The organism is Deinococcus sedimenti, assembly GCF_014648135.1.
Classification (GTDB): Bacteria; Deinococcota; Deinococci; order Deinococcales; family Deinococcaceae; genus Deinococcus; species Deinococcus sedimenti.
Genome location: NZ_BMQN01000011.1, coordinates 1 through 23,858, shown reverse-complemented (window position 1 = coordinate 23,858; position 23,858 = coordinate 1). Strand labels below are relative to the sequence as shown.

25 protein-coding genes and 1 pseudogene are annotated in these 23,858 nt (G+C 66.0%); 2 read left to right on the top strand and 24 right to left on the bottom strand.

Annotated features, from left to right (window positions below):
* Positions 1–19 precede the first annotated feature (19 nt).
* The 14 genes from IEY69_RS16050 to IEY69_RS15985 all read right to left on the bottom strand — a co-directional run bounded on the left by IEY69_RS16050 (position 20) and on the right by IEY69_RS15985 (position 16,697).
* A complete protein-coding gene (locus tag IEY69_RS16050; RefSeq protein WP_189074163.1) occupies positions 20–1,774 on the bottom strand; it encodes a type II secretion system protein in 1,755 nt (584 codons plus the stop codon).
* A gap of 94 nt (positions 1,775–1,868) precedes the next feature.
* Positions 1,869–2,255, bottom strand: a complete 387-nt coding sequence (locus IEY69_RS16045; protein WP_189074162.1) for a hypothetical protein — start codon at positions 2,253–2,255, stop codon at positions 1,869–1,871.
* A gap of 11 nt (positions 2,256–2,266) precedes the next feature.
* Entirely contained in the window at positions 2,267–2,662 is a 396-nt protein-coding gene (locus tag IEY69_RS16040; protein WP_189074161.1) for a pilus assembly FimT family protein, read from the bottom strand.
* A complete protein-coding gene (locus IEY69_RS16035; RefSeq protein WP_189074160.1) occupies positions 2,659–3,036 on the bottom strand; it encodes a type II secretion system protein in 378 nt (125 codons plus the stop codon). Before IEY69_RS16035 ends, IEY69_RS16040 begins: the two co-directional genes overlap by 4 nt.
* A 322-nt stretch (positions 3,037–3,358) precedes the next feature.
* Entirely contained in the window at positions 3,359–3,643 is a 285-nt protein-coding gene (locus IEY69_RS16030; RefSeq protein WP_189074159.1) for a hypothetical protein, read from the bottom strand.
* A gap of 92 nt (positions 3,644–3,735) precedes the next feature.
* Complete coding sequence (locus tag IEY69_RS16025) at positions 3,736–5,103, bottom strand: replication initiator protein A (RefSeq protein ID WP_189074158.1); 1,368 nt, start codon at positions 5,101–5,103, stop codon at positions 3,736–3,738.
* A gap of 150 nt (positions 5,104–5,253) precedes the next feature.
* The gene (locus IEY69_RS16020; protein ID WP_189074157.1) at positions 5,254–6,477 is read right to left on the bottom strand and encodes a type II secretion system F family protein; all 1,224 of its coding nucleotides are present in this window, start codon (positions 6,475–6,477) and stop codon (positions 5,254–5,256) included.
* 115 nt (positions 6,478–6,592) lie between these two features.
* On the bottom strand, positions 6,593–7,711 hold the full coding sequence (locus tag IEY69_RS16015; protein WP_189074156.1) for a hypothetical protein: 1,119 nt from the start codon (positions 7,709–7,711) through the stop codon (positions 6,593–6,595).
* 51 nt (positions 7,712–7,762) lie between these two features.
* Positions 7,763–10,024 (bottom strand): secretin GspD/PilQ domain-containing protein, encoded by a 2,262-nt coding sequence (locus IEY69_RS16010; RefSeq protein WP_189074155.1) that lies wholly within the window; start codon positions 10,022–10,024, stop codon positions 7,763–7,765.
* Entirely contained in the window at positions 10,021–10,431 is a 411-nt protein-coding gene (locus IEY69_RS16005; protein WP_189074154.1) for a hypothetical protein, read from the bottom strand. The genes IEY69_RS16010 and IEY69_RS16005 overlap by 4 nt, the downstream gene beginning before the upstream one ends.
* Before the next feature lie 1,160 nt (positions 10,432–11,591).
* Complete coding sequence (locus tag IEY69_RS16000) at positions 11,592–12,200, bottom strand: type IV pilus inner membrane component PilO (protein WP_189074153.1); 609 nt, start codon at positions 12,198–12,200, stop codon at positions 11,592–11,594.
* Complete coding sequence (locus IEY69_RS15995) at positions 12,197–13,489, bottom strand: hypothetical protein (RefSeq protein ID WP_189074152.1); 1,293 nt, start codon at positions 13,487–13,489, stop codon at positions 12,197–12,199. Before IEY69_RS15995 ends, IEY69_RS16000 begins: the two co-directional genes overlap by 4 nt.
* Positions 13,486–14,616, bottom strand: coding sequence for a type IV pilus twitching motility protein PilT (locus IEY69_RS15990; protein WP_189074151.1), 1,131 nt, complete (start codon positions 14,614–14,616; stop codon positions 13,486–13,488). Before IEY69_RS15990 ends, IEY69_RS15995 begins: the two co-directional genes overlap by 4 nt.
* Positions 14,617–14,630: 14 nt before the next feature.
* Entirely contained in the window at positions 14,631–16,697 is a 2,067-nt protein-coding gene (locus IEY69_RS15985; protein WP_189074150.1) for a GspE/PulE family protein, read from the bottom strand.
* Positions 16,698–16,831: 134 nt separating this feature from the next.
* Here IEY69_RS15985 and IEY69_RS15980 point away from each other — a divergent pair, with 134 nt between their 5' ends.
* Entirely contained in the window at positions 16,832–17,380 is a 549-nt protein-coding gene (locus IEY69_RS15980; RefSeq protein WP_189074149.1) for an HD-GYP domain-containing protein, read from the top strand.
* Here IEY69_RS15980 and IEY69_RS15975 read toward each other — a convergent pair.
* The 5 genes from IEY69_RS15975 to IEY69_RS15960 form a co-directional block, all read right to left on the bottom strand.
* Complete coding sequence (locus IEY69_RS15975) at positions 17,360–17,812, bottom strand: DUF2227 family putative metal-binding protein (RefSeq protein ID WP_189074148.1); 453 nt, start codon at positions 17,810–17,812, stop codon at positions 17,360–17,362. The two genes, IEY69_RS15980 and IEY69_RS15975, sit on opposite strands and share 21 nt — an antisense overlap.
* 4 nt (positions 17,813–17,816) lie before the next feature.
* Positions 17,817–18,389, bottom strand: coding sequence for a hypothetical protein (locus tag IEY69_RS15970; RefSeq protein ID WP_189074147.1), 573 nt, complete (start codon positions 18,387–18,389; stop codon positions 17,817–17,819).
* A complete protein-coding gene (locus IEY69_RS21990) occupies positions 18,386–18,520 on the bottom strand; it encodes a hypothetical protein (RefSeq protein WP_268243874.1) in 135 nt (44 codons plus the stop codon). Before IEY69_RS21990 ends, IEY69_RS15970 begins: the two co-directional genes overlap by 4 nt.
* Positions 18,507–19,484, bottom strand: a complete 978-nt coding sequence (locus IEY69_RS15965; RefSeq protein WP_189074146.1) for an IS4 family transposase — start codon at positions 19,482–19,484, stop codon at positions 18,507–18,509. The genes IEY69_RS21990 and IEY69_RS15965 overlap by 14 nt, the downstream gene beginning before the upstream one ends.
* Positions 19,485–19,546: 62 nt before the next feature.
* Entirely contained in the window at positions 19,547–19,918 is a 372-nt protein-coding gene (locus IEY69_RS15960; protein WP_189074145.1) for a hypothetical protein, read from the bottom strand.
* Between the two features lie 355 nt (positions 19,919–20,273).
* Here IEY69_RS15960 and IEY69_RS15955 point away from each other — a divergent pair, with 355 nt between their 5' ends.
* A complete protein-coding gene (locus IEY69_RS15955; protein WP_189074144.1) occupies positions 20,274–20,807 on the top strand; it encodes a hypothetical protein in 534 nt (177 codons plus the stop codon).
* Between the two features lie 6 nt (positions 20,808–20,813).
* On the opposite strand, the gene IEY69_RS15950 is transcribed toward IEY69_RS15955, so the two are convergent.
* From IEY69_RS15950 to IEY69_RS15930, 5 genes and pseudogenes are all read right to left on the bottom strand, one after another.
* Entirely contained in the window at positions 20,814–21,029 is a 216-nt protein-coding gene (locus IEY69_RS15950; protein ID WP_189074143.1) for a hypothetical protein, read from the bottom strand.
* A complete protein-coding gene (locus IEY69_RS15945; protein WP_189074142.1) occupies positions 21,019–22,011 on the bottom strand; it encodes a tyrosine-type recombinase/integrase in 993 nt (330 codons plus the stop codon). Before IEY69_RS15945 ends, IEY69_RS15950 begins: the two co-directional genes overlap by 11 nt.
* A 305-nt stretch (positions 22,012–22,316) precedes the next feature.
* Positions 22,317–22,625 carry a hypothetical protein gene (locus tag IEY69_RS15940; RefSeq protein WP_189074141.1) on the bottom strand — a complete coding sequence of 103 codons (309 nt, stop codon included), beginning with the start codon at positions 22,623–22,625 and terminating at the stop codon, positions 22,317–22,319.
* 107 nt (positions 22,626–22,732) lie between these two features.
* Positions 22,733–23,350 (bottom strand): hypothetical protein, encoded by a 618-nt coding sequence (locus tag IEY69_RS15935; RefSeq protein ID WP_189074140.1) that lies wholly within the window; start codon positions 23,348–23,350, stop codon positions 22,733–22,735.
* 217 nt (positions 23,351–23,567) lie between these two features.
* Positions 23,568–23,858, bottom strand: a pseudogene (locus IEY69_RS15930) (hypothetical protein); the annotation flags it as partial.

Below are 23,858 nucleotides of genomic sequence, written 5' to 3'. Positions count from 1 at the left end.
GCGGAAATGAAGTCGGGTGCTAAAAACCGCACGATCCATCGCCGTGGCCGTCATAGAAACACTGTGGGGGGCCACCCCCACCTCCACCGCTTGGAGGGGGCTCGCTTGGTGGCGGCGGGGTTGGCGTCGGATCACTCGGTGGTAATGGAGTTGGTGTCGGACTACTCGGAGGTGGTGGGTCGATCCTTGGCGAGACAGGGGGAATCGGGGGGTCTGGTGGTACACTGGCAATGGCGTAGGTGACGGTGACGTTACCTGTGCCCCCTGCCGGGACGTTCACGGAAGAAGCCCCCGTTTCGTATGAACCCCACGGCGTACCACTCACGATGTACGTGCCCGGCGGAATCGACACGAAGCTCGATGTGCCGTTACTGAGCAGTCGCGTGCTATTGAAACTCGTCGAAGAGTGAATCGCGGAGATGTATGCCGATACACCGGCGGGCAGGCCGGCGACCGTCACATTCAGTGTGGAGACCGTGGGTGCGGTGTAATTGATCGTCAGGCTGACGTTTCCACCTGAGGTGACGGTGGTGGTGGCAGGGAACGTCGGCGTGTATGTCACGCCACCCCGAGTCACTGCCGGTGCGGACACAATGTACGAGCCAGCAGCGACGTCGACGGCCGTGCTCCCGTTGGACACGTTGACGGTCTGTGGGTCTGGTCCGGTCAGGGTCACCGTGCCCTGACCGCCGTTCGGGAGTCCTGTCACGTTGAAGGTGATGATTCCCCGGGCTTCGCGGTAGCTGGCCACCATGAAGATCTGCCCCCACGTGTTGTGGAGCGTGGCGGGTGAGCCGCGAACTTGCGGGACGTACGTACGGCCGCCCGCGCTGACCTGCTGGGCGGTCATGGCGTAGGTGCCGCGCTGGACGTTCTGGTAGCTGCGGCTGGACGTGGGTTTCTGACCGTTCACGGAAGCGTCCGGGCCACTCAGGTTGACGTCCGGGGTGACGCCAGTGGGCAGGCCGGTGATGGTCACGTTCAGGCGCGCCTCGTTCGGGGTGACGGCGGCCGATTCGGTACAGCCGAGCAGACGGCGAATGGTATTCACCTGGAGCGGCACGGATGTGGCGCGGTCGGCTCGGGCCGTGGTACTGACGGGCACGAGTCCGACGAGCGTCCCGGCGCTCACGCGGTTCGCGGGGGCACCTGCCGGGTCACGTACGAGACTGCCGGATGGGGTCTCGTAGAGGTAGGAGAACGCGACGCCGTCACTGCTGCCCAGCGTGCTCGTCACGCCGTGACTCGTGCGAGTGATGGTGCCACCATGAAGCGCCAGCGTGAGCGTGCGAGCGGGGTACGCCAGAATCGCTCCGGTGGTGGGCAGACCGGGCTGACAGTCGAGTGTGATCAGCCCCGTGCCCGGCACGGCTGTCACGGACGCGACTTTACTGATGCCGGATGAGGTGACAAGCAGCACCTGACTGCCCACCGGCGCACTCAGGCCAGGTACGCTGATGGTGGAGAGGGTGGCGAAGTCGCGCTGGAGGGGAACCGTGACTGGGGCGCCTGTCGCGAACACCGCGGTGAGAGTGGAACTGGATCCCGCAGTGAAGCCTTGAAAGGTGTCGTCGTTGAACTGCTCAGCGAGGACCTGGGTGACAGCATTCACCCGTGCAGTCGCTTGAACGGTCTGGGCCTGTTCGGCGGACGCGCTGGTCGCGCGAGGGATGATGGCCACGACGAAGCCCACGACCAGAACAGCGATCGTGATGGCAACCAGGACTTCGATGAGGGTGAATCCGCTTGTGGGTGGGGGTGTGGGTTTGATCATGGTGACTCCTTACGGGATGGTGTGGGGGCCGGCAGATGGGTGGGGGGACCAGTGGTGAATGGCGGCACCCGGCAACGCCGGGCGTGCAGGTGATTCACGGCGAGCCACCGGGGACGGTGACGACCTGGCTGACGTTGATTCCGGGCCCACGAATGGAAATGCGCACCCGGGGTGGGTTGCCTGCTTGCGGAACGACGTCACCCGTCAGGGCTGCGGAGAGGTCATGTCGTCGGCCCGTGCTCTGAGCGAGCAGGCGGAGTTCGTTCGAGGTGAAGGTGTGGGCCTGGGTGTACTGAGTGTTGCCGCGCTGGGCAGCCTGAGCGGCTGCGTTGAGGGCGTCGGCGGCGAATGACGTGAGCTGCCCGGTGGAGACGACACGAGCGGACTGCGCGGCCATCGCCGCGAACGCGGTCAGGGCCAGGAGGAGGAGGGTGGTCCCGACCAGGGCTTCAACGAGGGTGAGTCCGGATGTTCTGTTCATGGAGGTCCTCATCAGCAGGTCCCGGCTGCACTGGTGCCGTACAGGGTCAGGCTGTAGAGACTGCACGTGCCGTTGGGCATGGTGAGGGTGACCGTGCCCGTCGTGGTTCCGCCCGGCTGGATGGTGATCGTGCCAGCGACCTGCGCAGGTGAGAACGAGACGCGCTCCGTGCCATCGAGGGAGGTCACGCTGAGCTCCCGGGCCGTGCCGGTGAGGGTGACTGCGGCGCGTTCAGCGAGTGCCTGGCTGTGTGCGCTTTCCAGGGCGCTCGCGAACCGGGCGGGCAGGCCGTCCAGGGTGACGTCATTGTTCTGTTTGGGCAGTGCGGTGACGCCGATCGCAGTGAGGAGGGCCGTGATGGCGATGACGACCAGGACTTCCGCCAGGCTGAATCCTGCGTGGTTCACGGCGCGCTCGCAGTGGTTCCGTCGGCGAGCGTGACGGTGACCCGGTAGGTGCGCTGCGTTTCTGCGGTGGCGACGCACGGTGCGCCGCGGGGAGCGGCAGACCAGCCGTTGCCGCCGTTGGGCGCCGTGACGCCGCTTGACGTGACGTCCTGAGCGGCTGTGCAGGCGACGTTCCCCCAGGCGGCCGTGGTGACGCTGGGATTGCCTGCCAGGGCGGTGTTCAGGGCGAGTCGGACGGCCTGGGCGTGAAGGGTGGCGGCTTTCCGGTCGATGTCGTTGATCGCGCCGGCGTAACTGGGGAGGAGGAGGACGGCGAGGACCATGATGATGGCGATCACCACCAGCAGTTCGATGAGCGTGAATCCTTGGCGCATGCTTGCAGGGTGGGATGCGTAGGGGTGACCGCCCCGTTACCCCCAGAGGGGGGGAGGGGGGATGAGGGGAGGGATCGCGCGTCGACCTCCTCGCCGACATGGGCTTTTTGCTCGGTCGAGCGTGTGGTCAGCGGTTCTAGGCAGGGGCACTGGGACACAAGCGGTCCCGCATGGGTGCCGTGACGCAATGGGACTGTGCTCTGAAGCGGAGGGTGACCAACTCGACAACGCTCTGACCCTTTATGGATGAAGTTTTTCTTATGTTTAAAAGCATGTAAAAAAATAAGAAGATCTTCTTCTGGGGTCCGATGAAAATCCCTTCTCAGACGTCAAAAAATGATTTTTTCACCCAAAGGGTCGGAGGCAATTCACCCAAAGAGTCGGAGGTGCGTTCCGGCAATTCACTCAAAGAGTCGGTGGCAGTCACTCCAGAACTCACCCAAAGGGTCGGAGGCAATTCACCCAAAGAGTCGGAGGTGCGTTCCGGCAATTCACTCAAAGAGTCGGTGGCAGTCACTCCAGAACTCACCCAAAAAGTCGGAGGCAATTCACCCAAAGAGTCGGAGGTGCGTTCCGGCAATTCACTCAAAGAGTCGGTGGCAGTCACTCCAGAACTCACCCAAAAAGTCGGCGGCAATTCAACAAAGTAGCGGAGGGATTTCCCTCCGCTACCGGTGCTCTATCAGTTGGGCGAACGGGTCAGATGGCCTGTTCCCAACGGTCAAGTTGTGCGTCCACTAACGATGGGTCCAGGTTGGATAGCTGCTGTGACAGGTCGAATGTCGTGATACGACCATTCTTGTAGAGTTCCCATAGCCTTGGCTTGTACTGCCGGATGGTGGCTTCCTGCCAAGTTCTGGACACGACTTTGAAGGTCATCTCGAAGGCAGCCTGGTTGGGTGTCGGCATGACGTCGTCGATGGGCAAGAGCTGCCGGATCGGCTGTCTGGCTGCGGGCTTTTCCGGCAGGCCGGTGACGCTGTTGTATTTACCTGGGTTGATCAACATGTCGTGGAGCAGACCTGGTCGGCTACGAACTTTCCGGCTGTAGTCAGTTTGTAGCAGCCTCTCGAATTGCCCCAGGACCGTCCGGACATGCTCTGGCGTCAGTTCAGTGGACAATTGAATGGCGCGCTGTTCTCCGAGGTGTGGCCTGAGCAATTGTGCAACCTCTGGATTGGCTGGCTGCATTTCTTCCGCAGCGAACGTGTATGACACGGTTTTGGCGTCCCCTCGGCCACTATATTTGACCTCTTTCAGGTAGCCTGCGCTCTGCAAAGCGGCATGTGCAGGTTCCAGCGCCCGCTGAATCTTTTGAACGAAGTTGAGCTCTGGGAGGTGATGCGTCAACCCAAGGTGATCGGCCCAGGCGACGAGCGGGAGTTCCATATACAGCGGCGCTCCACTGGTCGTTGAGGTGGTGCGCAGGAGCGACAGTGCGCGGTAGACACTCCGCCCCATCGGCTGCTTGATCTGACCGAGAATGGCGCTGTTGAGCGGCCTGATGTACCCGATGCGAATACTTCTCGTCAGCTCCGGGTCCAGCCGGATAACCAGCTTCGTCGTGCTTTGCCATTGACCCGGATTCTTGACCGTGGCATCTACAACGTTCTCAACCCAGTGTTTGCTGACGATGGACAGTTTGATACTGCGCGCGTGCTGTTTGCCTTCGTCCAGCCAGGCCTCGCTGATCTTCAGGGCAGTCCACTGGAGCCGTTCAAGGGATTCCTCAAGGCGCTGGAAGACTCGCTCACAGTCAGGGAGACCGCTCAGCCGAATGAGTTCGGTCGCGGTCAGCCGGATCTCGCCTCCAGGCTCAACATTCTGCAGTACGGCTCCCGTGATGAGCCCCATCAGGACGTCATTGTCGAGACCGTGTGGGACCACGTGGCCCTTGGCCGCGGTGCACTCGACGGCAATTTCCCCAAATGCGTCCAACTGGAGCCTCTTCTGCCAGTGCTGCAGCTTGGTCCGGTTTGTCGCCAGGATGACGTTCAGCCGAGCCAGGTTCAGCTCATCGTGATACTGCGTTTCACGAATCGGCTTCATGGGCAGCCCTGTGACCATAGGACAATCATACGGTTTTGGAGTGGTTCACTCTGGGGCGTCATGTCAGCACCGTCCCACGCGTAGGGGTGACCAGCGGGGGACGGTGAAACAGCGCAGCGCCCCCGTTGAAGAGGGCGCTGCGCCTGATGCATTGCGCTGTTCGGTCGGTCAGGAACCGCCGAGGCTGTTCATCATGGTCGTCATGGGCAGAAAAACGGACACAACGATGACCCCCACGACACCGCCCAGGAAGACGATCAGGATCGGCTCGATGGCGGTCGTCAGGCCTTCGACCTGCGTGGTGACCTCGTCGTTGTACATCTCCCCGAGGTAGTTCAGCGTCTCCTTGAGTTTGCTCTTCTCCTCGGCCGCGCGGAATTGAAGCCAGAACTGTTCCGGAAACTCCTTCGGGTTTGCGGCCATGACGGGGAACATCGGCAGCCCATCAATGGCCCGGGCGCGCATTTCCCGGAAGTATTTCTGGAACACGTCGTTCGCGGCGAGCTGCGCGGTGATGGAGAGCGCGTCATCCAGCGGAATACTGTTCTTCAGCATCACGGACAGGCCCCTGCTGACGCGGGCGAGAATGAACGTCCTGGTCATCGGGCCGACCAGGGGCAACCGAAGAATCCACTCGTCGACGCGGTAGTGCCCGTCCGGCGTCTTGCGGTACCACCGGAAGAGGAACACGATCGCCACGATCACCCCGACGATCCCCAACGTGACCATGGGGTTGGAGGCGAGTTCACTGATCGCTTTCACGGCTTTCGTCAGTGGCGGCAATTCCGCTTTCAGACCGTCCAGAATGCCCATAAAGGTGGGGACGACCTTCGCCATGATGAAGTACGTCACGATGAAACACGCGGCCATGATGATGGCGGGGAGGGTCAGGCCCTTCTTGACCATGCCCGCGATCCGCAGCTGCCACTTGTACATCTCGCTGAGTTCCTTCAGGCTCGGAGCGATGCTGCCACCCTCAGCACCCATGCGGATGAACGCGACGAACACCGGGTCGAACGCGTGGGCGTACTGCTTGCGGGCCACCACTTCGTCCAGGGGGTGTCCTTCGTCGACTTCCTTGCGAACACTCTCGATGGCCGCGCGAAGTTGACGATTGGTGGTGGTCCGGGCTGCGACGCCCAACGCCTCGCTCTGCGCGACACTCCCCGATCCGAGGAGCTGCGCGAACTGCTGCGTGAACATGGCCCGATCCTTCAGGCTGGGGGGCCGGTTCTCCCACGGCATGGTGAGGTCCTGGTTCCGGGTGATGCTGGTGACCTGAATGCCCATCCCGGTCACCAGCTTCTGGGCCTCTTCCTCTGTCGCGGCAACGATCTTCCCCTTGCGTTCGGTGCCTCGGGCATCGAAGCCCTTGTAGTTCCAGGACTTCATGCGGTCAGTGGGCTCACGGCTGGGAGGACCCAGGCCGCCCCGATCAGGGCGGCGCCGAGCAGCCAATCCACGCACGCGGGGCGGGCAACCGTGGCCAGCGCAGTCACGGGGCGTCTCATTCGGGCATCCACGCGTAGGCGATGGGGTAGACGCGGCCCTGCGTGTCCTTTGCCTGCCAGGTGATCGTGATGGGCGCGGCGGACCGCGTCAGGACGGAGATCGTGCCGACGAGCATCGCGCGGGGCATGAGGACGCCGTTCGTGCCGCCGCTGCTGTCCCGCTGCGCGAGCTGCGCTTCGACGGGCTGGCCGTTCTGGTAGGCGCGCAGGGAGGCGGGGTCGATCTGCATGGCCTGGCTGCTGCTGGTGTTGCTGAGTGAGTAGGTGACGTTGGTGCCGCGCCCGCGGAAGTTCACGCGCAGGTACTCGGGGACGAGCGTCGTGGTGGGGGTGTACTGAGCCTGCTGTACCTGCGGTGCCATGCTGGGGACTGGCGTGGCAGCTGCAGGGGCCACTTGCGGAGCCGTCGCAGTTGGCGTGAAGGCGGTGGCGGCCGCCGGGAAGGCATTGGTATTGGCCGGGAACGCACTGGGAGCGCTCGGGAACGCGGCCTGCTGGAACAGGTTGTTCGCCGAAGGGAAGGCTGCTGGTGCTGGTGCGGCGGGTTGCTGGAGGGGGGCTGCCGCAGTGGGGAAGTTCGCCAGCGTTGGCGCGGGAGTATTCACCGCTGCTGTGCTCGGTGCCGTCCAGTTCACTACAGGCGCCGCCGTGGCAGGGAGGGCAGCTGCGGCCATGGGAGGAAGGGCAGCGCTGGGGACGCTGATGGCAGCTGCCGGATTGGTCGGGAAGGCCTGGCCTAGCGCGGTGGCCTGCGGCATGACCGGGAGCGTGGCGGCCAGGGGCGCTGGAGCGGGCGTGGTGGATCGCCCGGACGAAATCGCCTGCGTGATCCGCATCCATTCCGCCTGGTACCGCACGGTCTCCTCCAGCGTGGCCACGCGGATGGGTTGCGGGCTCTGGATGTAGATGCTCACGCCGGTTCCCTCGTAATTCGGGATGAAGTACGTGCCGTTCGCGATGGTGACGGTGCCGTACGGCAGGAGCTGCACATTGAGGGGCATCACCATGGGCTGCGCGCCGGGCGCTGTGACCACGGCATTCGTGAGGGTCTGCGCGGCGCTGAGGCTGGAGGTGCTGAGGACGGCGGTCAGGACAACGGTGAGGAACTTCTTCATGGACTACCTCGCTGGGTGCAGTGTGGGTGACGTGGGGGTGACGGGACGGGCTTATCGGCCTGGAATCTTGATCTGCGTGACGCCCGCGCCTGGGGTCACGATGGGGGCGGCCGGGCCGCGCGTATCGGACCGGTCGGCGGCCTGCAGGCTGATGAGGAGCACACTGGTGCCCTTCGTGACGCTGGTCTTCCCGAACAGGGCGCCGAGCACGGGGATTTCACTGAGGATCGGCACGCCCTTCTTCGTGGCGCTGTCATCAGTGGACAGGACGCCGCCCAGCAGGAGGGTCTCGCCCGGGGTGACGGTGGCGATCGTGGTGAGGGTCTGCTTCTCGACGAGGATGGAATTCTGGACGCCGGCGCGGGGCGTCTGCCCCAGGTCGAGCTGGATCTGGAGTTCCACGCGGCCGTCGGGGCTCAGGCGGGGCGTCAGGGTGACGTTCAGGCCGTAGTCGTAGGTCTCGCGGGTCTGCGTGGTGGTGCTCGTTCCGCCGCCCGTGCTGGTATTCGTCACCGGGAGGAGCAGCTGGCCACCATTGCGGAACACACTGGGCCGCCCGTCCTGCGCGACAAACGAGGTGTCGAGCAGGGTGTTGGCGCGGCCGCTGGTGCGGGCTGCCTGGAGTTTCGCCTCCACGCTGACGGGGCTCAGGCCAGCCGAGTACCCGGCAGTGAGTGCGCCGTCCGTGTGCCCGATGCTGAAGCCGCCCACGCCGACCTTCCAGTCAAGGCCGAGGTCTGAGCCGTTGCTGCCGCTGATCTGTTCGATGCGCAGCGCCATTCGGACATCGGGCAGTCGCGCGTCGAGATCCTGGATGGTGCGCTTCACGCGGGCCACAGCGTCTGGGTTGCCCGTGAGGACCACACTTCGCGTCCGGTCATCCGCAACCACCCGCACGCCCCCGATCAGGGTGGCGCCCGTGCTCTGCCCTCCGCTCTGACTGGTCGAAGGGGTACCGCCCTGGGTAGTGGATGCCGCCGTGCTGCCCGTCCCCTGGGCTGCTGTGCCGGTCGTGGCCTTCTCGCCGCCCTCCCCTTTGGTGCCGTCCTGTGCGTACAGGGTGCCCAGCTGCTGCACGAGGGTGGCCGGCGTGGCGTACGCGAGCGAGACGCGCAGGGTGACGTCCTCCATCGTTGGCGCAGGGGCGGGCGCGCCCAGGCGCACCTGCCGCAGGTAGGCACTGACGCGCACCTGCTCGATCGGCGTGGCGCGCACTTCCAGGCCGCCGCTGACCACGCGGACGGACGCGTTCGGGAAGATCTCCTTCACAGTGGCGTCCGTCCCGCTGGACACATCCGTGTACACCACGATGACCCGCATGGCCTCCCGCACTTCAGCCGCGCTCAGGGCCGTCTGGAAGGCGGTCAGGTCATCCACGGGTCCCCGGATGACGTACGTGCCCGCGTCAAGTGGGGTGGGCTTCAGGGTGCTGCTGACGCTTGCGGCGATGCGGGTGACGAGGTCAGCACTGAGGGACGTCTGAATGGTGCGCTGTTGCTGCACGTCGGCCGGGGGCACGGCCAGGGGAACTGGGTCCTGGTCAGACCCAGCTGCTGGCCGGTCCGGGGCGTCGTTCTCCAGCTGCGCGAGGGTGATCTTCGCGGCGGTCAGGGCGGCGGTACTGGGTGCCTGGAGGTACGCTCGACCGTACGCGGCGAAGAGTTTCACGTCGTGCAGAGCGGCCAGGGTCGTGCGAGCCAGTTCCGGGTCGGTCCGCACCATCGGGACACTCTCCGTCACCACGCCCGGCGCGGTGGGCGCGGTCACCTGAGGCGTGAGGAGCGCCTGCACCTGGGCGACCTGCTCGGCCGTACCGCTGATGATGCTCGTCTCACCCACGGGCACAATGGTCGTGCCGGTGAGGGTGGCCAGGCGGGCCGCGTCATCGGCCGTCAGCAGCATGGGGACGGTCACGAGGACGGGTTTCGGCGCGGTCAGCAGGGCGTTGATGGCGCCTGGTGGGGCGATGACCAGCGTGTCGCCGATGAGCTGCGCGGCGATCTTGTCGCTGTACAGGCTGAGGAGACGTTCGAGGGCGGCTTTGCCGGTCAGGCCCTTGATGGAGAGAGTGACGGGCACGTTCGGGATGTCCCGGGAGAGAAGGGTGAGGCCAGTCGCCTTGGCGATGGCCGTCAGGACGGTGGAGAGTGGCGCGCCACTGGGGAGCGTGACGGTGACCGTCTTGGCGAGCTTCGGGTTGCTGGGGAGCGTGACCGCGAGTGCGGGCGCAGCGGTGACGGCCGCCGGGGTGGCGGCGTACGCGGTGAGGGACGCGCTGGACAGGGCCAGCATCAGGGTCAACATGCGGTTCATTCGGCCTCCTGGAGCGGCACGGTGCGTGTGCCGCCTGCGTCTCGGAGTGTGAGTTGCGTAGGGGTGACCGACACCACCTTCACGCTGGTCCCCGGGATGACCTGACCGGCTGCGACCGTCTCATCCCGCCCACCAACAGTGAGCAGCGCGATGGTCTGACCATCGGCCTCCACGGTTCCGAGGTACGTCACGGGCGCAGTCGTGGGGGTGACGGGCGCAACAGGGGCCGCTGCGGTCTCGGTGGGTGCTGGGGTGAGGACGGTTACAGCGACGGCGCTGCCCGTGCTCTGCGGGCGGGGTGCGGGAAGGACCACGACGGGTTGGGCGGTGACGGGCAGGGGGGGAACGGCCTCGGGGGCGGGGGGCACGTACCGGGGTGGCGCATACGTGATCGGTGCAGCCTGCACGGGTTGGACCCGGCTTACCGGCTGAACGGGCAACGGCGTGGGTGCGCTTACGACGGGAACGGCAACGACCGGAGCTGCGTTAATGGGAACCACCGTGGGGGTGGCAGTCTGGAAGGGCGCTGGCGCTGATTGCTGCACGGCACTCTGAACGGTGGTGCGTGAGGCGCCTGCGGTGCTGGAGGCTGCTGAACCGAACGATCTGGAGAGGGCTGGATCTGGGGTGACGAGCGCCGACGCGACTTCCTCGCTGGGGGTGGCCTTCACGGGCGGCTGTTCAGCCGCAGATTCAGGGGGGGCAGGAACCGTGCCAGGCTGGTTGGCGGGCGTGGCCGCCGACGTCGCGGCAGGTGTAGACGTGTCGGGGGTGGTACTGGGCAGTGGGGTGGGTTGCCCCGCTGGTGTGCTGATCGCGACAGGCGGACTCTGCGGCCCGGGCGTGCTGGGGGACGCCGGCGCTCCCGCACTGCCAGGAGGTGGTGCGGTCACTGCGTCACTGGGGGTGACGGGCGCGGCAGTTCCGGGCGGCCCGGGGATCAGGGCAGGGGTGGGATTGGGCTGGAGTGATCGGGCGATCAGGACGACGCCGAGGACACTGAGGGCGGCTGTCATGAGGAGCAGGCGCGGCTGAGGCATACGAACGTTCGTGGTGGCTTTCGTGGAGATGGGTGCTTCGTTCTGGGGTGCGGCGGGGACGCTGTTCTGGTCAGTCTGCACCGGGTTCTTCTGTTTCTTGAGCGCTGCTCCAGGACGTGCGGGTTTCTTGAGGCCGCGTTTCTTGGGTGCATCCTGTGGTGCTGTGGGAGAGTCCGACTGAGGTTCACTGGATGCTGCTTCGGCGGCTGGGCCAGGCATCTGAAATGCCTGATCGGGCGCTTCGGGTTCCTGATCGGGTCCTGGGACTGGATCAGTGGGAGCGGCGGCGGTGGGCGCTTCGGGTGTGGGAACAGGTCGCCGGGCTGACTTGGCGGGTGCTGGCGTTGGGGCAGGCGTCACGGCAGGTGCAGGCATCGGCGTGCTGGCAGGGGGAACAGGGGTGGGAGCCACAGCAGGAACGGGTGTGGTCACGGGCTGAGGCGATCCGGCATCCGCCTCAGGTGCAGGGACCCGTGCGGGCCGGGCCGGTACCGGTCGGGGGATGGGGCGCTGTTGGTCGTCAGTGGTCATGGTGTCCCTCCGGTCGGGGTGGTCGGCGTCGTCGGGGTGGGGGGCGTCGTCGGGGTGGTCGGCGTCGTGGTCGGAGCAGCTGCTTTGACCGGCGTGCTGTCACGCGTGTATGTGGTGAGCTTCAGGGAGCCCGTGACCTGCCCGTCCTTGCCTGCCGACAGGCTGATCCCGCGGGCCGTGAAGGCGCGGGGGAGCGCGGCAATGGTCTGCACGTACGCCTGCGTGCGGGCGTACGTCCCGCTGATGTCCAGGTCCAGATCCACCGCAGTCACGCCCGCAATCTCACTGACGCGCACGCTGCGGGAGAGTTTGCCGGTGGTCACTCCGAGACGCTGAGCGGCCAGTTGGAGGGTGTCCAGTACGCGAGGTAATTCCTCACTGTCGGGCAGGCTCTGCTGGAGTTCAGCGTCCTCGCGGAGCAGGGTGGCCTCGCGCGTCTGTTCGGCCGGGAGGGCGGCCGCGTCGGCGGTGAGGCGTTCGATCTCGCTGCGCAGGCGCGCCTGCTCCGTGCGGGCCGTCTGCACCATCGGCCAGGTGCCTTTCACGACGCCCAGGACGCCCAGGAGACTGACGGCAATGGCTGGTACGAGGGCTTTCTGATTCATGGCGTGCCTCCAGTGGCAGGGGCGGTGGACGCCACCCCGGTCGCGGGCTCCGCTGAGGATGTCGGTGTCACGGGAGGTTTCGGCTGGGTCTGCGTGATCGGGGCCGTGCGGAACGTGACGTCACAGGCCTGCGCTTTGCAATGAATGTTGCGGACGTCGACGCTGAGGCCGCCCATCTGGTACGCGCGAACGAGATCCTGGGGGCTTCTGGTGGTGGCGTTCAGGTCGTACGTGCGCTCCACAGCCGTTCCGAAAGCGCGGGTATCGGTCTCCGTCGGTGAGTTGGGTCCAGCCAGGCGGACGAGGGCACCCTGAATGGATCCGGCTCGTCCAGCGATCAGCGGCAGGTCCGCCGCGAGGGGGCCCTTGTTCTCCATCAAGTTGCGAGCCTGCTGGACTTTGGTGGCGAGCTGCTCGTTGCTGGCCCGGAGGCGCTGGGTTTCGAGCGCCTGCTGTTCGAGCGTGACCCGCTGCTCTTCCAGGACGGCATTCTGTCCGTTCGTGGCTGTCCCGAAGGCGAAGAGGCCGCCATTGACGAGTGCGGCCACGGCCACGGCGGCGTACAGGCTCGGGTGGATGGGGGTGGCGGCGTCCAGACGGCGGGAGAACGCGGCTACGATTGCGCCGGTCGTGGTGGGTTGCTTCGGAGCGGGCACGCGAGCGCCGCGGAGGGCCACGTCGAGCGGCATCCACTCCGCAGTGATCGAGGGGGGCAGGGTGACGGCGGGCGACGGCGCTCCGATCAGGATGAGGTGCGGCGTATCGCCATTGGCGACGGGTCGACTCAAGGCGGTCTGCGCGACTTTCTCCAGGTCCTGACGGTCATTCCGGGTCTGGGTTCGGGTGACGAGCTGGGTTGGGGACGCGATCGTGACCTCGTACGAGTCGTCGAGCGTGTGGATGATCACGGCGCTGTCGGGGACGCCAGCGGCCCGGAGGACCGCACTGGCGAAGGGAATGACCTCGGTGATGCGGAGGCCAGTGCCACGCGCGGCGGCGCTGACCTGGGCGATCAGGGCCCGGTCGTGGAGGGTGAACAGGGTATCCGCCCCTGGGGTGGTGGAGACGAATCCCTGGAATTTCGTGTCCAGGAACGGCAGGAGGTTGTCTTTCGGGACGGAGGGGGGCGCCTTCTCCTGCTGAAGCTGCCCGTGCAGGACCAGGACGGTTGGGCCTTTGGCTTTGATGCTGCTGGCCATGGCGCGCAGGTTCTTGAGGGGACCCTGTTCCGTAGTTTTCGTGGGGCCCAGGAGGAGGGCCTGGGTGCCGTCGACGTACAGGATGTTCATTCGCCACTCCACTTGTCGGGCTGGATGGCGTACTCCCGGGCGACCTCTTCGCTGATGAGGCCGGCCTGCACGGCCCTCCGGAGTTCGTTGTCCATGCTGCGGTTCCCGTACGGGTTGCGGGTCTTCAGGGTGTCCCGGAGGGATTGGAGGTAGCCGTTGTCGGATTCGCCGTTGGGGCGAATGATGCTGCGCTGGTTGCTGGTCAGCACCATGGCTTCATGGATGACCTGCCGCTTCCCGGCCATGGTGGGGACGAGTTGCTGCGCGAAGATGCCGACGAGGATTTCGGAGAGGGCGTGGCGGGCGCGGTTCTGTTCCTCCGCCGGGAATTCGTTGATGATGCGTTCGACCGTGGCGGCGCTCTCGTTGTTGTGCAGGGTGGAGAGCACGAGGTGGCCGGTGGCGGCCGCGCGGAACGCGGCGTTGATGGTTTCCGCGTCCCGCATCTCGCCGACGAGGATGATGTCCGGTTTCTGCCGGAGCGCGGCGCGCAGGGCGCCACTGAAGGACCCCGTGTCCACTCCGACTTCCCGCTGGAGGATCTGACTCTGCTTACTGCGGAACACGAACTCGATGGGGTCCTCGATCGTGATGATGTTGTGGCACTGGGTGCGGTTGACGTGATCGACGAAGCTCGCCAGGGTGGTGCTCTTCCCACTGCCGGTCGGGCCGGTCACGAGGATGAGGCCGCGCTTCTGGCGCATGACCCACTTGAAGCCCTCGGTGAGGTGGCCGACGCCGTGCGGCGTTTCGCCCATCTCGTCGTCGAGCAGGCGGAGTTCGTTGAAGCTGGGGATCTCGCGGGGGAGAGGGCGCAGGACGAGGTAGGGTCGCCCGTGCTCCTTGCCGCCACTCACGCGGAAGTTGCTGAGGCTGGTGGACGTGCGGTAGTCGGCGTCCCAGGGTTGACTGTCCGGGATGTCCCGGTAGCGGGTGTCCCGGCAGAGTTTCTGGTGGAGGTTCGTGACGTCGTTGCCGGTCAGGAGGGCGTACTGCGTCTGCGGGGTCCATGAGCCGTGCAGGGCGATCAGGGGGGGCTGGCCTGTCTTGAGCTGGATGTCGGAGGCGCCCGCGCGGGTGAGGTCGTCGAGGACGGTGCTGACGTTTTCGGGGGTGACTGGAATCATGATGGCCTCGGGGATCACTTGACGCGGGTCAGGACGCTGTGGAGGTTGGCCTGGTGCGCCGCGACTTTCTCCATGCCGTCCTGGTGAAGGGTTTTCAGTCCGGCCATGGTGGCCGCGAGTTCGAGGGCGCCCTGGTCGCGGGCTGCAATGGCGGCCCGAACGTCCGGTGTGACTGGCAGGACCTCGTGGACGGGAATGAGCTTGTAATCGCCCTGGCCGTGACACAGGGGGCACGTCACGCCGCCTTTCTCTCCCGTTCCGCGCAGCATGGTGGCGCCGGGAGTGGGGGCGTACTGCTCAGGCATGAGTTCTTCCACGCTGCATTCCGGGCAGGGGCGGCCCACGAGACGCTGGGACACGACCACGCGGAGCGTCTCGGCCACGGCGTACGCCGGCACACCGAGGTCGATCAGGCGGGAGATGGTGGCCAGGGCGCTGTTGGTGTGGAGCGTCGAGAGGACCAAGTGTCCGGTCTGGGCCGCATGCACGGAGGTCTCGGCCGTTTCCTCGTCGCGGATCTCCCCGACGAACACGATGTCCGGGTCCTGGCGGAGGATGGCGCGCAACACCCGCGCGAAGTTCAGGGAGGTGCTGGGGTCATCGGTACGCCGGATCTCGGTCTGCACGATGCGGGGCTGCTCGTACTCGATGGGGTCCTCGATGGTGCTGATCTTCCGGCCGGGCGTGTTGAGTCCCTTGAGGACGGTGTGCATGAGGGTCGTCTTGCCGCTGCCCGTGGGTCCGGTGACGAGCAGGAGGCCGTTGGATCCAGTCGCTGCGTCCCGCATCAGTGCGAGGTTGTGCTCGCTGAACCCCGTGTCGTCGAGGGTGGGGAGGGTGCCGCTGTCTTTGAGGAGACGCAGCACGATGCTGTCGCCGTGATTGCTGGGGAGACTGGAGACGCGCATGCGGAGCAGTTGTTCTTTCCCGTTGACGACCAGGGGGATCGCGATGCGGTTGTCCTGTGGGAGCTGACTTTCCAGGCTCATGCCGGCGAGCATCTTCAGGCGGTTGATCATCTGTGTGGCGAGGCTGGTGGGAACCAGGCTGCGTTCGATGAGGTTGCCGTGCAGGCGCTCGCGGATCATCAGGCCCGTGCGTTCCGGCTGGAAGTGGATGTCGCTGGCGTCGTTGCTGGCCGCCTCGATGATCGCGCTGCTGATGCGTTTGGCGACCGGGCTGTTCGGGTCGGCGGAATCGAGGTCGACGACATCCTGATCTCGCTGGCGTCCGGCCGCTTCACGTTCGAGTTCGGCGTCCTGCGCGGCGCGGGTGTACAGGGTGAGGATGAGGTGGTCGAGGTCTGGTTCGGACGCGACGGCGACCTCGATTTCCATGTGTTGGAGTTCATCCTCGACGGCGGTCAGGGAGAACGTGTCGGTGGGGTCCTGGACGAGGATGGTGAGGACGTTCCCGCGTTTGGAGTGGGGAACGATGCGGTACTGGTTGATGGTGGCGTCACTGAGGATGTGGCGCACGTCCGGGTGGGGTGGGTCGCGGCGAGCGGCGATGTAGGTCGTGCCTGTGAACTTGGCGTACGCCTGCGCGAGCTGTTCAGGGGTGATGCGGCCGTCACGCAGGAGGCTTTCCTGGTAGTTGGGTTGCGTGAGTTCGTCCGGCCGGATGTCACCGTGGCCGAGGAGGTAAAGGGCGTCCATGACCGTTCGCATGGGGCGCTCCCGCTCGGGGGTGGGCGCTTCGGTGGTGCGGGCGGTGGGTGGGGGGGGCGTGGCGGGGGCCTGTTGACGGAAGGCGACCAGGCCCTGCGCGTACTCCTCGGCCGTGAGGTCCCAGGGGTCGTCGGCGGCCCAGACATCCTGTCCCCGGTGGGAACCGATGTACATCCCGTGCGGGGCACCCTCTGCGGGTTCGGCCTGTTCGACGACGGGGAACTGGATGAGGTTCAGGGCGCCGGTGAGGTGCCCTTCGGGGATGCCGGCGCGCCGGGCCAGCGCGAGTGGGGAGTGGTGTGGGTGGTCGAGGGCGGTGGTGTCATGGCCGTACCGGGTGAGCGCCTGGAGGAAGCTGGCCGTGTACGGTGCGGCGTGGCGTTCCACTGGGGGTGGCGTGTGGTTGGTCATGATGCCCCTGTGATCTGGTCGGTTGGCATGGCTGTACGGTGCGTGTCGTAGGGGTGACCGGTGATGGGTACCCCCCCCGGCGGGGGGGGCGGTGAGGGGCCGCTCGTCACCCCTACGGCGATGATCCTGCCGGTATGTACGACATCAACCGTTGGCCATCCGTTCGTGGCGTCCTTGACGTCTGTGGGCGTGAGCACGCCCTGGACGTCGCGCGCCTGGCGCGGCAGGCTGCACCATCCCTCCACGTCGATCCTGATCTGGCGTATCTGGCAGGATTGCTGCACGACGTGGGGAAGATCAGCGTGCCGCTGGACATCCTGATGGCCGAGCGCGCCCTCTCCGAGTCGGAATGGACACTGGTGCGGGCTCACCCGGTGGAAGGGGAGGGCTTGATCCGGACGTGGTGGCCGGACGCGCCGGCGGCCCTGCTGCATGCGGTTCGGCATCACCATGAGCGCCTGGATGGTCTGGGGTACCCGGACCAGTTGCGCGCGCTGCCGGATCTGACGGCGTTGGTTGCGGCGGCAGATGTGTACGTGGCGCTGCGCGAAGCGCGGCCATACCGGGAACCGGTGGGGGCATTGGCGTGCGCGGAGATTCTCTGGAGCGAGCCTCTGCCCGCGCACGTGATTCACGCTGTCCTGGATGCGGCGGTGACGGATTCAGTGACGCGAGTGGTCTGAGCGGCCCAGCGGAACGATTCCGTCGCACAGGAGGTGAAGCCACTGTGCGAGGAAGTACCCGATGATCGCGATGGTCATGTGGTTCCAGCTGGGGAGCGTCGGGGTGATCTGCAAGTGTTGTGCGCCCCACGCCAGGGGTGCCGCCCAGAGGGCGAGGTACGCGAGGCGGATCGTGGGTCCGGCGAGGTAGGTGTGGCTCATGCCGCGGTGGCGACTGAGGGCGGCGTAGGGTGCCCAGATGAAGCGCAGCTTGCCCCAGCGGCGCCTGGCGTCGTTGCGGTGCAGATCCAGATCTGGCGTGACGAGGAGTGTGCCGAAGGCGAGACCCGCCCCGAGGGCCAGGGCGGTTTCTGCGTATCCCGCGAGGATCAGGGCGCCGCACGTGATGGACGTGGCGGTCAGGTTGACGGTGGTGTGCTGGTACCCGTGCATGGCGTCAGCGTGAGTCGCCTAGAGGTGACTGGCGGGTCTGGAGGGCGCGCAGGCCGAACGTGATCAGGAGGAGGGTAGCAGCGCTGAGGAGGCCCAACCACTCCGTGAAGGTGGCGCCGATCGCGAAAGTGAGCAGGGTGAACAGAGCGAGTGCGGTGTGCCAGCCATGGCGTCCGAAGAGGGCGAGTTCTGGCGCGGGGTTCAGTGCATGAACGGCGCCGAGGCACCCCGCGGTCAGGCCAATGATCATGGCGTACGCAGGGGCGGGCACCCCGCCTTGCAGGGTGGCGTAACCGACCAGGCCGATAAAGAGGGTAAGGGTGATCAGGAGAGCGTCCCTGGAGGTGATGGGGAGTGCGGTCGCTCTGGGCGTGAAGGTCAACGTGAAGGCAAGAACGGTCAGGGCGGCCGCGACGAGGAGTCCGGCGGGGTGGCTGAGGAGGGTCACGCTGAGGACGGCGGCCGGTGGGAGGAGCAGCGTGAAGGGGAGCGTGCCGCCGATCCGCGAGGCGCTAGCAGCGCTGACGGCCCCCAGGAGGACGAGTGTGATGAGCACAATAGTATCCGTGGGGTTCATTTGGCCTCCTGATGCGCCGCGTTGAGGTGGTCTGAAGCGAGTTGCACGGCACGGTCCAGCTGAGACGTGGGCAGGTGGCCGAGGTGATGCTCGAAGCCGTCGTCGAGGTTGAAGCCCTCAGTACCCGACACTTTCCGGCGATTTCGTCTGGGACGCCACCAACAGGTGGATCAAGTCACACAGGCGTGATGACTCCCGGCTGAACGACCGGACCAGTTCTCGCAAGCCCATCTTCACCACGCTCCAGGCTCGGCGACCATGCGCCTTCTTCGGGCAGTCCAACGTGATCCCGACCAGCACACACCACGTGTAGGTCAACGTCAACAGGCACAGCAGGCGCTCCACGTGATCGTGGAGCGTCATGTGCGTCCCCTCCAGTTGAAAGCCCTTGCTCTTCAGTGCTCTGAAGAGGCATTCGATCAGGAACCTCCGGCGATATCGCGTCTGGATCGTTGTCACTGACCCCGCATTACTGGCGATGATCAGAGCCTCACCATCTCGCGTGTGCGTCAGAACCACATTCATCGGTTGCCCGTAGACCACCGTGTCATCGACCAGCAGACCGGCCATGCCGGTCTGCAAACGACTCAGCCAGTCCTGTGCGGTCCAGTCGTCCATCAGCGTGTCACTCCTCAGTCGCACGCAGATGGGAATTCCACGGCGCGCCAGTCCCTGAATCCAGTCGTAGCCGATGAATTCACGGTCGGCGTAGAGGACCCGAATGTCCGCTGCACGAAGCAGACAGAGGACATCGTCCATCAGGGTGTGCCGGATCTCCGTATGGCTGCCGCCCCCATGGGGCAGCAGCTCGTAGAGGAGGGGGATCGCGACGCCCCGCCAGATGACGGCCAGGAGCAGGACGTTCACGTCGGTCTGCCCGTATTTCCAGTTTGTCCGGTCGAGGATGAATTCGCGTGGTTGCGCGGACGGAAGGAGCGTCAGGACGACCCGGGCGACGTCGGCTGGCTGAATGGGATGCCGGTCAAAGAAGCGTTCCACACGGCGGATGACAGAGTCAGTCTGCGCGCTTCCTGGGAAGCGCGCGGCGAGTTCGGCATGCCGGACGTCCTTGCCCCCAAGGAGTGCGAGCACCATGAGGGAAAGCAGCTCGACCTGGTTCTTTCGGAACTCCGGGAAGTGCGCGGTAAAGCAGCGGGTCAGCTTGGCCAGGACATCGGGAGACGCGTTCTGTTCTCGCGTCTCAGCCGACCTTTCTCAAGCCCCCCGGGAAAGTGTCGGGTACTGAGGTTGAAGCCCCCGTGAGGCGCTGGGCGCAAGCGACCTGCGTGGCCGGCCGCCGTGATGAGCCAGTGCTCATCCCCCTGCGTCACGAGGTGATGGTCGGTTGAGGTCTGGCCATCGATCAGGGGAATGAGCGCCCGGAGGCGACGTGCCGCGGCGGGTGTGGTGGCCAGCACGGCGAACTTGGTGGTGTCGCCCGTGGGGGATGTGTGGGCCAGGGTGACCGCGTGGGCGGTGGGGAGCGCGCCGTCCGGCGCGACCAGAAGCTGCTGGAGTGCGGGAATCATGTCCGGCAGTGTGCGGGTCGTAGGGGTGATCGCCCGTCACCCCGAGCGCAGCTACGGTGAACGCATGACCTTCTTCCAGTCCTTCTGGCGTCGCCGGCGCGTCCCGGCAGTGACGAGCGCGCTTGACCCGGCGCGGCACCTCGTTCGGGAGGTGACGGAGGCCGGACCGGCCGAGCAGGTGGACGTATCGATGCGGGAGGGCCGTGTTGCGGCCTTCACGCTGCACGGGCCTGGGGGGTACGAGTCGTTTATCGTCCAGGGCGCCCGTGCCGTGGGGCGCGGGGGGAGCTTCGATCTGAGGAGTCGTGCAGAGCGGGCCCTGCTCCGGAGCACAGTTCAGGCCACGGTGTTGACCTTGGCGGATCACCTGGAACTGCAAGGCGCGGCTGTCGCGGCGGGGTGTGCCCTGGTGCAAGGCGCGGCGGTCGTGGACGGCGCGGACCTGTGGACACCACTGCGGGCGGTGCATGCGGACGGCCGGGTGGTCTGGGGTGCGGAGGTGACACGGTCAGTGCCAGGCATGCCGCTGGAGCGGTACGTGTGGGCAGGGGGTCTCCGGGTGGGTGCTTACCGGCATCACGAGCCGCTGGGAATCGTCCGGCTGATGGCCCAGAACGATGACGCGTTACGGGCGCAGGGGATCGTGCCGGAGGCGCTGCCCGCGCTGCTGGTGACCAGCGCTTGGCTGGTGCGGCCCAGCGTGATCACGGTCCTGCTGGAGGGCGCCGTCCTGGACGGTGGGTTGATGGTCCCAGCGGATTTCGAGTGGCAGGAGACGGCGTATCAGCAGTTGTGGCTCTCGTTGACGCGGGCGGAGGTGCAAGGCGCGGGGGTGGGGGGCACGGCGGAGTGGGTGGATCTGTCGGCGTGGCGGTGGCGGGCCGGGTGACGTGTGTCAGGTGCGGCAGCGGGCGTGGGCGTGACATGTCAAGGTGGTGGGGTGAATCACCACGATCTGGCCAATGCCGCGCAGCTGGCCGAATTGCAGGAATGGGTCGCGGCGGCGGTTGGGGGCGCGCGCCGTCAGCCGGTCGGTCAGGCTGAGAACGAGTCGGGTGTTGAGCCCGGGGAGTCTCCTGGTGTGGCAGTACCAGATGCGGTTACCAGCCAACCAGATCATCCTTGAGGTCATCGGTGGCAAGTTTCGCATAGCCCTTGCGGGTCGTGTCGATGCTCTCGTGTCCGAGGTGCGCCGCGACCCGCCCGAAGTCCTTTACCTGTTGCAGCAGGCGCGTCCCGGCGTACTTGCGGCCTGGGTGAAAGCCTCGGAACGTCACACCGGCGGCCTGGAAGGCTTTGTCCAGGTGATACCGGGCGGTCATGGGTGAGGCGTATCGGAACACGCGGTCGCGGGGTGTGGTGCGTTTGCCGTCCGTGTGCTCGGGACCGCCGGGCGCGTAGAGGCCGCGGTAGTGGCGGGTGGCGCGGGCGAGGCTCGTGCTCATGGCGACCAGGCGCTCCTTGCGGCCCTTGCCGCTGCGCACGTGGACGCGCCGGTTCGCCTCGTCCAGGTCCTCCCACGTCAGGGCGAGCGCCTCACTGATCCGCAGGCCCGCGTGCGCCGTGAGAAACAGCAGGAACTTCACGTGCACGTCCGCGTGATCGAGGACGTCCGCGAGTTCGTCTTCCTGGTACGGCGGGCGTTTGACGATCCCAGGCGTGCGGTCTTTGGGGATCTTGACGTCCTTGAAGGGGTCGGCGTCGGTGGCACCCGCCCAGCGGAGCGCGCGGTACAGGCAGTTTGCGGCCGCCACCTTGAGCTGTACCCCGGTGGGCTTGCGGCCCGCGCTGAGCATTGCGGCCACGTAGCCCGACGCGTCACGGCGGCCGGGCCGCAGGAGATTGACGGCGTTTAAGGTGGCGTGCTCTATGAACTGCCGTACGCCGAGGGTGTAGGCCTCGACAGTTCGGGGACTGGTGAGCAGCCCACTGGCACCCTCGTGGGTGAGATACGCCTGGGTGAGGGCAATCAGGCCGTCGACGTCTTTTTCACCGGCGGCCTGCACGGCGCGGCGGCGCAGCTCGTCATCTGGCAGCCCAGCCCAGGTCTGCGCCTGGGCGAGACGGTCGCCGCGGTAGTGGTCAAGTGTCATGGGGCTGTCCGGAGAGCGGGCATGCCTTATCTTACCTAATTGTTTTTAGGTAAGAGAAATGTCTGTTCGACGTCCGAACGTCCGGGCCATCCTTCCGCCCCAGCTCCACAGGTCCGCAGGTGCATCCGCAGAGTCCGCCCGGCCGCGCGGAACACCAAACGCCTGAGTTGTCCGATATAAGCCACCCGTTGCCCCCCCTCCTGTACCCCTCAGCGGCGCTCGGAGGCCCCTTCCTGGCCCTCCTGTGAGGAAGGCATTTTTCATGCCGTCCAGCACGCACAATTTCACGAGCGAATCCACGCCAGTCACCCCGAGCGCCGCCACTCGCACCCCCCCCAACCCCCCCCAATGGTGTCCGCGCCGGGCATCCGGGCCAACGCCTGGATCACCTGCTCTTCGGCCCGGTACCCGCGGTCGTTCGCGACCGTGAACCTCGCCGGGACGTACGGCGAGGAGCAGGAGATGTCCTCGGAAACGAACTCGTCCGCGTCGTCGTCCCTGGCTTCACCGACCGGGACCGCGTGCCCCGGGATGGCGGGCGTGAGCGTGACCATCAACGGTTCGTTGGTGACCACCCACACGACCGGCAACAGCTGCCGCTGAAGGACTGACATCAGGCCCTCCGAGCGAATCGGGGGGCCTGATGTCATGACGGGTGCTTACTCGGTGACGGGGTCCGGTTTGGCGTACTTCTGGCCCGTTCCTCGTGGCGCGGCAGAGGTCAGGGTGTGGCGCAGAATGAATTTTGCAGGTCCCAGTCTCCATCATGGAAGGTCACGTTCTCGAGGGTGATCTGTGGGTCTGTCGGAAAGATCCGAACCGGCAGGTCCGTCTGCCTCTCCTGTCCCGGTTCCAAATGACCGATGTCGACCCTGACCGGCTTCAACTCCTCCCCGCGCGAAAGAATCCGAAGCGAGAACCATTCCACCATGCACGACGAGTGGTTGATCACTCGCAGCACTGGCAGCGGCCGGTCGAGCGTCACGGTGACGTCCAGCCCATCCATCACCTGCCGCTGCCGCGATGAAGTGTCATTGATGAAGCCAGCGCCCTGCATGACGTCATCGACGATCTGGGTCACGTGGTCCGGAGCGGTCAACTCCGCGTCCGCGAGGACGTGAATCACCGATGGAGTCTTATCCTCACCCGGCAGGAAGCACCTCGCGTCTCCACCGATTGAGCGCGGCCCTGCGGGCGTCAGGATCTTCTCGCAGCCCCGCCAGCGGTCCCGGAGCACCGTCATGCCCTGGTACGTGTACCGGTCGTACCGTGTCGGCCATACGAACCATGCGAAGATTACCGCGCCGACCACCAGCGCCCACCTGAGCCGTGTGTTCACGCCTTACCTCCCCGGCGAGTGTAGCGCCGAGGCGGTGGGGACCCACCAGGTCGGGGGCAGTGCTTGGGCCACGAATCACGAAGCTGCGCCGCAACGCGGCGGATGTCACGGCGGACGTGACGTCTGCTCCGGCCGTTGGGCTCGTGAACCTGGGCTCGAAGGGTTCTGGCAACTTAACCTCGGCGGAGCCGAAGAAGCTCAGCAGATCGCTTGAGAATCAAGCGACCTGCTGCATCACTTCTCGCCAGAGGCGAAGTGTCTCGGTCTGGTTGCGTCTTCGAAGATCGGCGGAAACGGTTGTCCGAGTGTGGCGGTGAAGGTTCGAGACTCGGGCATGCAGGGCCAGGAATTCTTGCGTTCTCTGTCGTCGTTTGAATCCCAGTTGACTTCGCTGCTCCCCGCGCTGACTGCGCGTCCAGAGGCGGCTCTGGACGCTGCGCGGTTGTTGCCGTGTGGGTCGATGCGACTGCTCGACCAAGTTGTTGCACCGGGCCGCGGACACGACCTG

Bases quoted from the DNA above. Each gene is read 5' to 3' on its own strand.
- IEY69_RS15960 (WP_189074145.1), bottom strand. From the start codon at position 19,918: ATGATTCCCGCACTCCAGCAGCTTCTGGTCGCGCCGGACGGCGCGCTC.
- IEY69_RS16000 (WP_189074153.1), bottom strand. From the start codon at position 12,200: ATGAATCAGAAAGCCCTCGTACCAGCCATTGCCGTCAGTCTCCTGGGC.
- IEY69_RS15980 (WP_189074149.1), top strand. From the start codon at position 16,832: ATGTACGACATCAACCGTTGGCCATCCGTTCGTGGCGTCCTTGACGTC.
- IEY69_RS15975 (WP_189074148.1), bottom strand. From the start codon at position 17,812: ATGCACGGGTACCAGCACACCACCGTCAACCTGACCGCCACGTCCATC.
- IEY69_RS16010 (WP_189074155.1), bottom strand. From the start codon at position 10,024: ATGAACCGCATGTTGACCCTGATGCTGGCCCTGTCCAGCGCGTCCCTC.
- IEY69_RS15995 (WP_189074152.1), bottom strand. From the start codon at position 13,489: ATGAACATCCTGTACGTCGACGGCACCCAGGCCCTCCTCCTGGGCCCC.
- IEY69_RS16035 (WP_189074160.1), bottom strand. From the start codon at position 3,036: ATGCGCCAAGGATTCACGCTCATCGAACTGCTGGTGGTGATCGCCATC.
- IEY69_RS15990 (WP_189074151.1), bottom strand. From the start codon at position 14,616: ATGATTCCAGTCACCCCCGAAAACGTCAGCACCGTCCTCGACGACCTC.
- IEY69_RS15965 (WP_189074146.1), bottom strand. From the start codon at position 19,484: ATGGTGCTCGCACTCCTTGGGGGCAAGGACGTCCGGCATGCCGAACTC.
- IEY69_RS16025 (WP_189074158.1), bottom strand. From the start codon at position 5,103: ATGGTCACAGGGCTGCCCATGAAGCCGATTCGTGAAACGCAGTATCAC.
- IEY69_RS15970 (WP_189074147.1), bottom strand. From the start codon at position 18,389: ATGAACCCCACGGATACTATTGTGCTCATCACACTCGTCCTCCTGGGG.
- IEY69_RS15940 (WP_189074141.1), bottom strand. From the start codon at position 22,625: ATGTCAGTCCTTCAGCGGCAGCTGTTGCCGGTCGTGTGGGTGGTCACC.
- IEY69_RS16045 (WP_189074162.1), bottom strand. From the start codon at position 2,255: ATGAACAGAACATCCGGACTCACCCTCGTTGAAGCCCTGGTCGGGACC.
- IEY69_RS16020 (WP_189074157.1), bottom strand. From the start codon at position 6,477: ATGAAGTCCTGGAACTACAAGGGCTTCGATGCCCGAGGCACCGAACGC.
- IEY69_RS15985 (WP_189074150.1), bottom strand. From the start codon at position 16,697: ATGACCAACCACACGCCACCCCCAGTGGAACGCCACGCCGCACCGTAC.
- IEY69_RS15945 (WP_189074142.1), bottom strand. From the start codon at position 22,011: ATGACACTTGACCACTACCGCGGCGACCGTCTCGCCCAGGCGCAGACC.
- IEY69_RS16015 (WP_189074156.1), bottom strand. From the start codon at position 7,711: ATGAAGAAGTTCCTCACCGTTGTCCTGACCGCCGTCCTCAGCACCTCC.
- IEY69_RS16050 (WP_189074163.1), bottom strand. From the start codon at position 1,774: ATGATCAAACCCACACCCCCACCCACAAGCGGATTCACCCTCATCGAA.